Genomic DNA, 12,381 nt, shown 5'->3' with positions numbered 1-12,381 from the left:
CGCCGGGATAATTTCGGCGGGCTGCATTTTTTTGATCCTCACTCTGCAGCAAAGACGGGCTACCTAAACATCTCCCGGGCCCGCGCCAAATCCTCCACCGTATCCACATCCAGCTCCCCACTTTCCAGATCCACGAACTCCGCAGAAGCAAGCAACTCCCGCGCACCCACATCTCCTTTTAGCGTCATTAATTCCTCAAAATACCTCTGCGGAAAAAACGCCGGAACTCCTTTCCTCGCTGCATACCGCGAAGCCTTGATCTCCCTCCCCGCCATCAGCAATCGCAGATGCCCAATCGTCACTGCCGGCTGGTCGCAAGTCATCACCAACACCCCTTCAGCAGCGCCTTCGCAAGCCCCCACCCCCGCCCGAATGGAGGCCCCCATGCCTTCCCTCCACTGTTCATTCATGACCGGCAGGACATCCTCAGGCAGACCCCGCGACACCAATTCAGCCTCCGCCCCCAGCACCACGATCACCGGAGAGCAGCCCGCCTCCCGCGCCACTCGCACTGCTCGCCCCAGCAGCGTCTCATCCGACAGCATCGCAAGTTGCTTCGGTGAACCCAGCCGCCGTGAAGCCCCCGCCGCCAGCACCACCGCCGCAACGCTCACCGCGACTCAGCCAGCGAGCACTGCACCTGCAGGTACTGTGAAGCGCCACCCCGCGCAATCTGCTCTGCCACACTCTCCGCCGTCAGTCTCCGCGAAACCCCGATCTTCCCCTGGCAGAAAGCCTGTACCTCGGCGATCACCGCCAGCGCAATCGCCTCCGCTCCATCCCCGCCCAGGTCCAGCCCCACGGGAGCATGAATCAACTCGCAGCACTCAGCCACCGTCCAGCCAATCATCGCCGCCGCCTCGCTCACCAGCAGACTGCTACGGTGCCGCGCCCCCAGCAATCCCATATAGCCGGGAGCAGCCGGCAGCAGCGAAGCCAGAATCGCCCGGTCCTGTTCATAACTATGTGTCATCAACACCGCAGCATCATTCCGCCTGATCCCCAACCCTGCGGCGCCGTCCTGCCCCACCACCACCACACGCTCGGCCTCAGGAAACCGCGCTGCGTGTGCCAACTGTCCCCGCCCATCCGCCACCGTCACGTTCCATCCCAGCAGCGCAGCCATACTCACCAACGGCTTCGCATCGTCTCCGGCGCCCAGCACAAACAGACGCTGGGGAGAACGCAACTCCTCCACGAATCGCCCTTCATATTCACCACCCTCCAGCAACTCCTTCGCGCAATCGACCTTCCCGCCGCTCAGCCCATCGCTCGCGAACCTCACCGCCCCATCCTCACCTAGCACCACCCGTCGCAGCCCCTTTCCCTCCCCCGGCAGCCACGTCACCACCTTTGCCTCCCGGCCAATCAGAGACCGCTCCATTGCCTCCAGCAGCGCAACGCATTCGGGAGTATCCGCAGGCTCAACCAGCAGATCGACCACCCCGCCGCACCCCAGTCCAAACGGAATCTCTGCCGTATCGTCGAACATCGTCGAATACTGTTCCACCACCGCGCCATTGCGCACCATCCAGGCCGCCTTGCGCGTCACCTCGGCTTCGAGACACCCCCCGCTGATCGTCCCCGCGTACTCCCCACCCGCACCGATCAACAATCGCGCTCCAGGCCGCCGATAGCTTGACCCCGCAACCCGTACCAGCGTTACCAGCACAGCGCTCCCGCCCTGCCGCCAAAGCCCCACGATCTGCCGTCGCTCCCTCATGTAAAAAGCTTAGTCCTTTCCCGCGAAACCATCTTCATCGGTCCACACATGCGAAGAAAACACGCCATCACGACCGAAGCCATCAAAAAGTTGTCATCCTTCGCGAAGCGGAGGGCCTGCTTTTGGTTTCGCCAAGCCACGTCATCTCGATCGAAGCGCAGTGGAGATACCACTCTATCTATCTTCGCCTCCTGCACAATTTGACCCTCCTGATACAGGATTGTCATCGCCTCTTGAGCGATTTGCCCAAGCCCGCGAGCATAAGCGTCAGGAACGAGAGGCCGCGGCGGCTATCTTCAGAGTTCGTGCGTTTGAAGAGCTGCCAAAGGCTCGGCGGCTTCTGCTCCTCTCCGTGCTCATGCGAAGCCGTGACGATCGATCGTGACAACCGGTCGAGAACCTCAGGATCGAGAGCACCCAAAACTTTAGCTGCGGCAAGAATGTTACGGATGCCAGTCTCGCCCTCCGGGGTTTTGGCGTACTCGGCAAGCTTGCCAAGGATGGTGTCGCGCGCGCTGATCAGACCATGAGCGGTGTCGAGCAGGCCGTTGTCATGGGCGGCCTGAAGAATGTCATAAACGACCAGCAGCGCCTCCGCATGTTCGCGAGGAGCAGCATGGAGGCGGCGCTCCAGCTCGAGGTGCGGATCGACTGGTTTGGGTTTGAAGGCGATAGGATTGGACATAAGGAACTCCTCTGCAGCCGCTTTATACCGTTGTTGATTTGATCTGGACCAGCTTATCGCTGGGGGAGCTTCCTGGAATGCGGTAGTCAGCGCGAGCCCACTTGCGCTCGACCTCGACCCCACTCTGCGGAGTGCGGGTACCGTAGCGAAAGTTCTTGCGCGGCAGCGGATTGTCGCCCTGTTCAGGAAGCACCGTCATGCTGACCGAGGTCTCCTTGAAGGCAGGCGTGTGAGTCGCACGATCCGTATGGCTGCTGGTGAGGAGATTGACCGGCTCTTCGATCGAATTCATCGGCATGTAGAGCTGCTTGCCCTCGACACGATCCGTGACCAGCACCTGCACGCGGACTCTGCCATAGGGCGACGTGAGCTGAACATGGCGGCCGCTGGTAATGCCGCGTTCGGCGGCCAGTTCTGGTGAAACCTCGACGAACGTACGGGGCGTGATCTCCTTGATTCCAGCGGACCGGTAGGTCATGCTTCCCTGCTCGAAGTGTTCGAGCAGGCGACCATTGTTCAGATGCAGGTCATAGGTCGCATTGACCTCTTCCGAAGGCGGGAGGTATTCGAGTGGAAAAAACCGCGCCTTGCCATCGGGAAATGGAAATTTCTCGGTGTAGCAGAGCGGCGTGTCCCTGCCATCAGCGGCCACCGGCCACTGCAGCGACTTGTAGCCTTCGAGGCGTTCGTAGGTGACGCCGGCAAGCGATGGCGTAAGCCGCGCCACCTCGTCCATAACGTCGGAGGGATGCTTGTACTTCCAGTTGCCGCCGAGCTTATTGGCAATAAGCTGAATGATCTCCCAGTCGGGTTTGGATTCGCCCAGCGGTTCGAGCGCCTTGTACAGACGCTGAATGCGGCGCTCGGTGCTGACGTAGGTGCCCTCCTTTTCGAGCGAGGGGCTAGCTGGCAGGACGAGGTCGGCATAGCGGCAGGTCTCGGAGAAGTTGATGTCCTGCACGACGAAGAACTCAAGCTGGCGGAAGGCCTCGCCGACATCATTGGCGTTGGCGTCCGAGGTGATCGTGTCCTCTCCCTTGATGTAGAGCACACGCAGCTTGCCCTGATGAATCGCCTCGATCATTTCGTGGTTATCGAGCCCCTTGGTGGTCGGAAGAGTGCAGCCCCAGTCGGCCTCGAACTTGGCGCGGACATTTGGATCGTCCACATGCTGGTAGCCGGAGAAGACGTTCGGCATCGAGCCAAAATCACTGGCACCCTGCACATTGTTGTGGCCGCGCAGCGGGTAGGCTCCCGTTCCGGTGCGCATGAAGTTACCCGTCAGCAGAAGCAAATTGGCGATGCAGGTTGATGTATCGGAGCCGCCGCAGTGCTGCGTCACGCCCATGGCCCACAGAATGCAAACGGATTTCGCAGCGGCAATCTCGTTGGCGACCGTGATGAGCGTGGCCTGGGGAATCCCAGTGGTCTTCTCCGCGAATTCGAGAGTAAACGGCTCAAGAGATTTGGCGTACTCATCGAAGTGGTTCACCCACTGCGAGATGAATTCTTTGGCGTGAAGATTATGGTCGAGGATGTATTTTGCAACAGCAGACAGCCACACCTCGTCGGTCGAAGGATTGGGGCGGATGAAGATATCGGCGCGCTCCGCCATCTCATGCTTGCGCAGATCGGCGACGATGAGCCGCTGCCCGCGATGCTTGTGCGAGCGCTTGATGCGAGTGGCGAGGACCGGGTGGCTCTCCGAAGTATTGGAGCCAACAATGACCACAAGCGCAGCCTGCTCGATATCGGCGATAGAACCCGAATCTGCACCATAGCCGACGGTGCGTTGCAGGCCCTTCGATGCGGGGGTCTGGCAATAGCGCGAGCAGTTGTCGATGTTGTTTGTCCCTACGACCTGACGGGCGAGCTTCTGCATAAGATAGCTCTCCTCGTTCGTGCATTTGGAGGAGGCGATAAAGCCGAGCGCATCGGGGCCATGGTCCTTTTTGACCTGCGTAAACTTCTTCTCGATAACGTCGAGCGCTTCGTCCCAGGTGATCTCTACAAAAGTGTCGCCCTGACGCAGCAGCGGCTTAGTTAGGCGATCATCGGAGTTAGTGAAATCCCACGCAAACTTCCCCTTGATGCACGTAGAGATGCCGTTCGCAGGGCCATGCATCGGCTCGATCTTGAGGATGTGGCGGTCGCGTGTCCACACATCAAAGCTGCAACCTACACCGCAGTAGGTGCAGACGGTCTTCGTCCGCTTGACCCGCGCATTGCGCATCTCCGACTCCACCTCAGAGAGCGCTAGAATGGGACCGTAGCCGATGGGAGGCTCGATGGCTTTGACCACATCGATCATGTCGTCGAGCACCTGCGTAGGAAGATTCGTCAGATACCCCGCATGTCCAATCATGGATTTTTCCATGAGCGCATTGCAAGGGCAGACCGTCACGCAGTGACCGCAGGAGACGCAACTGGAGCCTTCAATCTTTTCTCCGCCATCCCAAAGCACGCGCGGATGATCACTCTCCCAGTCAATCGTGAGCGTCTCATTCACCTGCACGTTCTGGCAGGCTTCGACGCAACGGCCACAGAGAATGCACTGGTCGGGATCGTAACGGTAGAAGGGATTGGAGTGGTCCTGCGGGTAAGGTTTGGGCGTGTAGGGGCGCGACTGGTGTTTCACGTCAAGGTCGGCGGTGGTGTTATGGATGGTGCAATTCTGGTTGTTGTTGTCGCAGACCGTGCAGTAGAGCATGTGGTTTTGCAGGATACGGTCGAAGGCCTCGCGCTGCGCGACATCGACTGCCTCCCCCATCGTCTCGACGACCATCCCCGCGACGGCACGCGTGCCGCAGGCGCGGACAAGCTCTCCATTGACCTTGACCATGCAGGTGTCGCAGGTCTCGATCGGTCCCATCTGCGACAGGTAGCAGACCTGCGGAACGGGCTTTCGGTCATGAGTCATCGCGTAGAGATTGATGACATCGATGAGCAGTTCACCCGATCGAATCGGAACATGCTGGCCATCGATGCTGAGCTGCGTGTTCGGACTATGGTCGGCAGGAGTGTTAAGCAGTGGTTTCATCAAGTCCCCTGTAGCTTAAGATGCGTGGGAGCATGGTAGGCGTTTTCCCGAAAGCATGCCAACTTGCGTCGATCCCCATTTGCGTTGCTGCATCCAACCGGAGATGGACCGCGATACAACGGCAGCATGCGGCGCAACTGGCCGCGTGAGAATTGGCATCTCCGGCTGGCGATATGCCGGCTGGCGCGGCGTCTTCTACCCGAAGGGACTGGTGCAGCGGCGCGAGCTTGAGTTTGCCGCCAACGCGTTCGATACCGTTGAGATCAACGGCACCTTTTATTCGCTGCAAAGGCCGCAGAGCTTTGCCGCATGGGCGAGCGAGACCCCCGAGGATATGGTGTTCTCCCTGAAGGGCTCGCGCTACATCACGCACATGCTGAAGCTGCGCAACTGCCAGGTGCCCTTGGCCAACTATTTCGGCAGCGGAATGCTTGCGCTGGGAAAGAAGTTCGGCCCTGTACTCTGGCAGTTTCCCCCACAAATGAAATATGAACGCGATCGGTTTGCTGCCTTCTTCCAGCTATTGCCCCGGTCGCTGAAGCAGGCGGCTGCGCTCGCTCGTCGCCACGCTGATCGCATGAAAGATCCCGCGGCCATTCGAGTGCAAAAGGATCTTCAAGATCTTCCGCTGCGGCACTGCGTCGAGATTCGGCACGAAAGTTTCGTAGTCCCGGACTTTGTCGATCTGCTGCGCGAGTACGACATCGGCCTGGTAGTCGCCGACACAGTGGAGTGGCCCTTGCTGATGGATGTGACCGCGGATTTTGTGTATTGCCGTCTGCATGGGTCAGAAGAACTCTATGCCAGCGGATATGGCGATGCTGCGCTGGATGTATGGGCGCAGCGTATCGCTACCTGGGCCAGCGGCGGACAGCCGGAAGGCCGCAGAGCCAGCGCCGTTGGAGCAGACGTGTGCCCCAGGGACGTCTACGTCTACTTCGACAACGACATCAAGGTACGGGCGCCCTTTGACGCGCAAGGACTACGCGACCGTGTAGACAAGCTGTTGGGCACAAGCTTTACCCGAAGCTCGCCCGTTTCACCTTTTGTCTGAAGTCTTCACCCTGCATCTCAACGACAACGCACATCTCCTGCAACCGCGAGCGCATACGTTCGCCGATGCGATCGCCCAGCGTCTCCTCACGTGCCGAAACCCGCACACCGGCCTCGACCCCGAGCGGCCCGACGTTCGCATAGTTCGTTGTAATGATCGTAGTGCGGCGATCGTTGTAGCGGGTATTCAGGATGTGAGCCACCGTGTCCCAAACCCAGTCCGTAGGCTTCGATGCGCCAAGTTCGTCGAGCACGAGCACCTCGGCCTCGAACACCGGAGCCAGAATCTCCAACTCCGTCGCCGACACCTGCCGGTTATAGCTGTTCTGCACCTGCTTCAGCAGGTCGCGATAGTCGAAAAACAGCCCCGTCGCCCCGCGCTCCGTCACCAGCGCCTGCAGAATTCCGACAGCAAGATGGGTCTTTCCTACGCCAATCGAACCGGTCAACAGAAGCCCTGTCCCCGCCGTCTCGACCGGATAGCCCTCCACGAATTTGCGTGCTCGAAGATGCGCCGCGGCCAGCGTGCGGTGCGACGAGGGAAAGTGCGTATCGTAGTTTTCCAGCAGGCAGTTCTCGTAGCGCTTTGGAATGCGCGTGCGCTCCAGCATCCGCGCCGCCCGCCGTTGCACCCGGCAGGTGCAGTCGCGCACAAACTGCCGTCCCTCTTCCCGGACCACTTCCAGCCCGGACCCCTCGCATATCGGACAAATTTCAATCATCGCCGTACCCTAGTATGGCAGCACCTGAATCGATTTGCCCCCTGTGCGAATCTGAATATATGTATTCAAAGTAAGTAGGATAAAATAATAGAAGCGCCCGCAGCCTCCCAAACCGAGTCTGCCCGGCATCGCGACAGGCATTCGATGTGACGTGACCATACCGTTCGCAAGCGAACCGCGACCCGGCAAGCGCTAATCAGCACCAAAATCAGCCAAAGGATAATCGATTCATGCCAAAAGAAGGTATTCACCCCAAGTACGACACCATCACCGTCAAGTGCGCCTGCGGAAACCACTTTGAGACCCGCTCCACGCACAAGGGCGACATCGTCCTCGAAATCTGCTCCGCCTGCCACCCGTTCTTTACCGGCAAGCAGAAGCTGATCGACACCGCAGGCCGTGTCGAGCGCTTCCGCCGCAAGTTCGCCAAGTCCGACGCCGGCAAAGCAGAAACCGCCGCCAAGTAAGCGGAGACCCATTACCCGAAGGCCTCCGCTTTGTCGGAGGCCTTTCGTTTTCTAAAGCCTGTTTTGACCTTATGAAGAAACGCTACACCCTCGAGCAGAAGCACTGGGACAACCCAGCCGACCACCCCATGCCCGAGCACGCCCGCGTCCCCGCGACCCTCACCATCGGCAACGTGAAGATCGCTCCCGCGACCGTCCTCGCTCCCATGGCCGGAGTCACCGACACAGTCTTTCGCCGCTTCATCAAAAACGCCAGCCAGTTCTCCGCTGACGCCGATTCCAATGCCGCCAACGTGGAGGCAGCAACCTCGAACCAGCAGTCCGGCTGCGGCCTCATCATGACCGAGTTCACCTCGGCTGACGGCCTCTCGCGCATGAGGGAGACCAAGCGCAAGCGCTACCTCACCTACTACGACGACGAGCATCCCATCTCCGCCCAGCTCTTCGGCTCCAACCCCGAGACGCTCGCCGATTCCGCGCGCATCGTTCAGGACGCGGGCTTCGACCTCGTAGACCTCAACCTCGGCTGCCCTGCCAAGCGCGTCGTCGCCTGCAACGGCGGCTCCGGCCTGCTGCGCGACCTGCCGCTGATCGAGACCATCTTCAAGGCCGTCCGCGCCGCCGTGACGATTCCCTTCACCGTGAAATTCCGCATCGGCTGGAACGATGCCAACATCGTCTGCGTCGAACTGGCGAAGCTCGCCGAAGACTGCGGCCTCAACGCCGCTGCCCTCCACGCCCGCACCCGCGAGGACGGCTACACCGGCCAGGCACGCTGGGAGTACATCGCCGCCGTCAAAGATGCCGTGAAGATTCCCGTCATCGGCAACGGCGACATCCGCACCCCCGAGGACGCCGCCGCCATGGTCGACGCCACCGGCTGCGATGCCGTGATGATCGGCCGCACCGCGCCATCAAATCCCTGGATCTTCCGCCAGATCGCGCAGTACACCGCATCGAAGGAAGCCACCGGCGTCGGCACCTACGACCACCCGACCAACGATGATCGCTACCGCATGATCCGCACCTACTTTCAAATGATGGTCGACGAGTTAGCCATCGAAGAGCAGGCCGAAGCCGCCCGTGCTGCTGCGATCACCGCCTCCGGCCAGATCGCACGCGACCAGAGGCACCGCGACTGTGTAGGCAAGATGAAGCAGTTCGCCAGCTGGTTCACCCACGGAGTTCCTGGCGGCTCTGCACTGCGCAAACAGATCTTCGATTCTAAAAATGGTGCGGCGGTGCTGGGTGCGGTTGAGCACTTCTTCGAAACGAAGCAAGCGGTCGAAGAAGCAAACGCAGAAGCTATACTCGCCTAAGGATGCAAACACCTGCGAAGACGGCGCGATGGGCGAAATGTCTTGCCATCTCCGTTCTGGCTGGCCTCTCCATCGGCATCCTCACCATCGCCGTATCGAGCTTCTTCTTTTACAGGCACTATTCCGCCCAGTTCCCCGCCGACACCCAGAACCTTCTGAGCGCGCTCACCTCGGGCGTTCTCGTCGGCATCGGAGTTGGAGCAACTGCCGCCGTTGTAACCGCCGGAATTTATCTTCTCTCCGGCCTCATAAAGCCCCACTAACGCAGTTTCAGAGAAGCTATACCCCAAACATTGTCATCCTTCGCCGCAGGCGGAGGACCTGCTTTATCTCCGGGCACATCATGCCTGAGCTGGTAGCCATCCCCAATAACAAAGCCGTGAACCTTGTCGGTTCACGGCTTTGAAAGTTAGTAGTGCCATCAGCAACTAGATCTTGCCAAGCTCCACCAGCCGCACGCTGGCGATCGCTTCCACCTTGCGCAGCGCTTCGACAGCAGCATTCGCCGAAGCCGCGCTCGGAACGTCGATCTGCACCACGGCAAGTGCCTGGCCCTGCGGAACGCGCTTCGAGCGGCTAGGTCCATTGGAGCGGCCCAGCGCAAAGTTGGCGATGTTGATCTGGTGCTCCCCGAGGATCGTCCCGATGCGCCCAACAACGCCGGGAACATCGTGGTTGCGGATGGCGACGAGGGTTCCGTTCAGCGGAGCCTCAATGTCGATGCCATCGTAGGTAAGCAGCCGTGGCGATGTTCCGTGGAGCACCGTCGCCGAAGCGCTGGCCTCGCCATCCGAGGAGTGCAGCACGAGCTTGAGCACACTGCCTGCGCCGCCTGTCGTGAACTCCTTCTTGTCTTCCTGAATACGAATTCCGCGCTCAGCCACAATCGCTGCGGCATTGATGCGGTTGACAGACTCTTCTTCGGCAAAGACACCAGCGATAGCCGCATTGCGGATCAGGTCGGTCTTACCCTGCGCGATGCGTCCGGTATAAGTGATCTGAATGTTCTCGAGATTACCCGGCGTGGCGTGCGAGAGGAAGTGGCCAAGGCGCTCCGCCATCTCGATGTACGGCGCCACCTCGATGTACTCCTCGTGCGACAGGCTGGGCAGGTTGACGGCATTCTGCACCACACCAAGCTTGAGGTAGTCGCGCACCTGCATCGCTAGCTGGATGCCAATAGCTTCCTGCGCCTCATCGGTCGAGCCGGCGATGTGCGGAGAGAGAATGACGTTGTCGAGGTTGAAGAAAGCGGAGTCCTTGAGCGGCTCCTGATGGAACACGTCCAGTGCGGCACCGGCGACGTGGCCTGACTTGATCGCATCGACGAGCGCCTGTTCGACAATCAGTTCGCCGCGTGCGCAGTTGACGATGCGGACGCCCTTCTTCATGATCGCGAGCGAGGTAGCATTGATGAGGCCCTCCGTCTGCGTGGTCAGTCCGACGTGCAGGGTGAGATAGTCGGCCTCTTTGAAGATCTCGTCGATAGGAACGAGCGTGACGTCGTTCTCGCGCGCGATGACCGGCGCGATGAAGGGATCGTAGCCGATAAGGTTCATGCCGAAGGCCTTGGCACGACGGGCAACCTCAAGGCCGACGCGGCCCAGGCCAATGATGCCGAGTGTCTTGCCGCGGAGTTCCTGGCCCTGCAGCGACTTCTTCTCCCACTTGCCGCTGTGCATGGTGGCGTTGGCGCGGGGAACCGAGCGAGCCATGGAGACCATCAGGCCAAGCGTAAGCTCCGCGACGGCGACGGCGTTGGCGCCCGGAGTGTTCATCACCACGATGCCGCGATGCGTGGCAGCGGGGGTGTCGATGTTGTCGACGCCTACACCAGCGCGGCCGATGACGCGCAGCTTCGGCGCGGACTCAAGCAGCTTGGCGTCCACCTGAACGGCAGAGCGGACGACGAGAGCGTCTGCGTCGGCCAGTTCGGCGGCGAGGCCGTTCTTAATCTGATCGGGCGTGACAACGTTCCAGCCTGGCTCCTGCTGGAAGACGGCAAGGGTGGCAGGCGAGACTTTTTCGGCGAGAACGATCTTCATGTTGCGGCGACTCCTCATGAGTGCGGGAAACGGTACAGACGGTTCGGTACTGCTGGTGGGTTAGTTGCGGATGCCCTTCGATGAAAGGGCATCCGCTAACGATGGCGAAGCAACGATCTCTTACTTAACTGTAGGGTCTTCTGCGAAGGTCTTCTGCGCGGCGATGAGGCCGGTGCCGAAGGTGAGATTGGGAAGCGGAAGCTTGGCTGCAATAGCTACCTGTTCGAGCGCGCCGATGATGGCGATCGTGTCCATGTAGTCGAAGAAGCCGATGTGAGCGATGCGGAAGAGCGAACCCTTCATCTCGCCCTGACCGTCGGTGACGATGATGGCGAACTTGGAGCGGAGCCCCTTGACGATGGTGCCGGAGTCCGTACCTTCGGGCGCCATGATTGCAGTAGCAGCGCCAGCCTCACGGCCCTTGGGTGCGAAGAGCCTGAAGCCCATCGCAGTAGCAGCGGCGCGGGTCATGGCAGCGCAGGTCTGAGCGTTGTCGACGAGCTTTTTGCGGCCCTCGACGAGGTTGCCTTCAGCCTGCCCAGCGATGTAGTCAAGCGCTGCGCCCATGGCCGCGATGAGAGCGACGGAAGGCGTGTAGGCAGACTCACCCTTGGCTGCGTTCTTGCGCTCCTTGCGAAGGTCGAAGTAGTAGCGCGGGTTGTAGGTCGACTCCATACGGTCCCAGGCGCGCGGGCTAACCGCGAGATAGGAGAGGCCGGGAGGAATCATAAGGGCCTTCTGCGAGCCGCCGATCAGAACGTCGATGCCCCAGGCGTCCATGTCGAGGTGGGTGGTGCCGAGGCCGGTGATGCCGTCGACAACGAAGAGCGCCTCCGACTTTTCATCCTTGAGCAGCTTACCGATGGCTTCGATATCGTGGCTGACGCCAGTGGAGGACTCAGTAGCCTGCACGAACACAACGCGGGTTTCAAGCTTGAGAGCGGCCTTGATCTGGTCGAGCGTAAAGGTGCTGCCATAGGGAGCTTCAACGACATCGACGTGGCAGCCAAATGCCTTGGTGATGCCGGTCCAGCGCTCGCCGAACTTTCCGGCGGTCAGCACGAGAACACGATCTCCCGGCGAAGTCAGGTTCGAAACAGAGGCTTCCATCGCTCCCGAGCCGGAGCTGGCAAGGATAAGAACATCGTTGGTGGTACCGACGAAATCCTTGAGCTGGGAGAGGACGCGGGTGAAAAGAGCGCGGAACTCAGCAGTGCGGTGATGGATGTCTGCGGCGGCCATGGCAAACTGGGCGGCGGGAAGAAGAGGGGTCGGTCCAGGAGTGAAAAGGCGAGTTTTGCGGATCATGCTTTTATTGTAGCGGCGG

Annotated in this window: 11 protein-coding genes; 4 read left to right on the top strand and 7 right to left on the bottom strand. The window is 60.4% G+C overall.

Features of this window, described 5'->3' with window-relative positions; genetic code table 11:
• Positions 1-59: 59 nt before the first annotated feature.
• The 4 genes from P4G45_RS02750 to fdhF form a co-directional block, all read right to left on the bottom strand.
• Positions 60-614 carry a nucleotidyltransferase family protein gene (locus P4G45_RS02750; RefSeq protein ID WP_348268168.1) on the bottom strand — a complete coding sequence of 185 codons (555 nt, stop codon included), beginning with the start codon at positions 612-614 and terminating at the stop codon, positions 60-62.
• Positions 611-1,723, bottom strand: a complete 1,113-nt coding sequence (locus P4G45_RS02745; protein WP_348268167.1) for an XdhC/CoxI family protein — start codon at positions 1,721-1,723, stop codon at positions 611-613. Before P4G45_RS02745 ends, P4G45_RS02750 begins: the two co-directional genes overlap by 4 nt.
• A gap of 223 nt (positions 1,724-1,946) precedes the next feature.
• Positions 1,947-2,408 carry a DUF1641 domain-containing protein gene (locus P4G45_RS02740; protein WP_348268166.1) on the bottom strand — a complete coding sequence of 154 codons (462 nt, stop codon included), beginning with the start codon at positions 2,406-2,408 and terminating at the stop codon, positions 1,947-1,949.
• A gap of 22 nt (positions 2,409-2,430) precedes the next feature.
• On the bottom strand, positions 2,431-5,448 hold the full coding sequence (gene fdhF, locus P4G45_RS02735; protein WP_348268165.1) for a formate dehydrogenase subunit alpha: 3,018 nt from the start codon (positions 5,446-5,448) through the stop codon (positions 2,431-2,433).
• A 55-nt stretch (positions 5,449-5,503) separates the two neighbouring features.
• On the opposite strand from fdhF, the gene P4G45_RS02730 reads away from it, so the two are divergent.
• On the top strand, positions 5,504-6,502 hold the full coding sequence (locus P4G45_RS02730) for a DUF72 domain-containing protein (RefSeq protein WP_348268164.1): 999 nt from the start codon (positions 5,504-5,506) through the stop codon (positions 6,500-6,502).
• Here P4G45_RS02730 and P4G45_RS02725 read toward each other — a convergent pair.
• Positions 6,468-7,223, bottom strand: coding sequence for an ATP-binding protein (locus P4G45_RS02725; RefSeq protein WP_348268163.1), 756 nt, complete (start codon positions 7,221-7,223; stop codon positions 6,468-6,470). The two genes, P4G45_RS02730 and P4G45_RS02725, sit on opposite strands and share 35 nt — an antisense overlap.
• Before the next feature lie 230 nt (positions 7,224-7,453).
• On the opposite strand from P4G45_RS02725, the gene rpmE reads away from it, so the two are divergent.
• The 3 genes from rpmE to P4G45_RS02710 all read left to right on the top strand — a co-directional run bounded on the left by rpmE (position 7,454) and on the right by P4G45_RS02710 (position 9,272).
• Positions 7,454-7,690 carry a 50S ribosomal protein L31 gene (rpmE, locus tag P4G45_RS02720; RefSeq protein ID WP_348268162.1) on the top strand — a complete coding sequence of 79 codons (237 nt, stop codon included), beginning with the start codon at positions 7,454-7,456 and terminating at the stop codon, positions 7,688-7,690.
• Positions 7,691-7,761: 71 nt separating this feature from the next.
• On the top strand, positions 7,762-9,009 hold the full coding sequence (locus P4G45_RS02715; protein WP_348268161.1) for a tRNA-dihydrouridine synthase: 1,248 nt from the start codon (positions 7,762-7,764) through the stop codon (positions 9,007-9,009).
• Between the two features lie 2 nt (positions 9,010-9,011).
• A complete protein-coding gene (locus P4G45_RS02710) occupies positions 9,012-9,272 on the top strand; it encodes a hypothetical protein (RefSeq protein WP_348268160.1) in 261 nt (86 codons plus the stop codon).
• A gap of 165 nt (positions 9,273-9,437) precedes the next feature.
• Here the strand turns inward: P4G45_RS02710 and serA are convergent, their stop codons facing one another.
• Positions 9,438-11,054 carry a phosphoglycerate dehydrogenase gene (serA, locus tag P4G45_RS02705; protein ID WP_348268159.1) on the bottom strand — a complete coding sequence of 539 codons (1,617 nt, stop codon included), beginning with the start codon at positions 11,052-11,054 and terminating at the stop codon, positions 9,438-9,440.
• 120 nt (positions 11,055-11,174) lie between these two features.
• Positions 11,175-12,362: an alanine--glyoxylate aminotransferase family protein gene (locus tag P4G45_RS02700; RefSeq protein WP_348268158.1), complete on the bottom strand. Its 1,188-nt coding sequence runs from the start codon at positions 12,360-12,362 to the stop codon at positions 11,175-11,177.
• Positions 12,363-12,381: the final 19 nt, after the last annotated feature.

It is taken from the genome of Edaphobacter paludis, from assembly GCF_039993895.1.
In the GTDB taxonomy this organism is placed as follows: Bacteria; Acidobacteriota; Terriglobia; order Terriglobales; family Acidobacteriaceae; genus Edaphobacter; species Edaphobacter paludis.
Note: the sequence above shows the minus strand (reverse complement) of the source record. Positions and strands in the feature narration are given on the sequence as shown.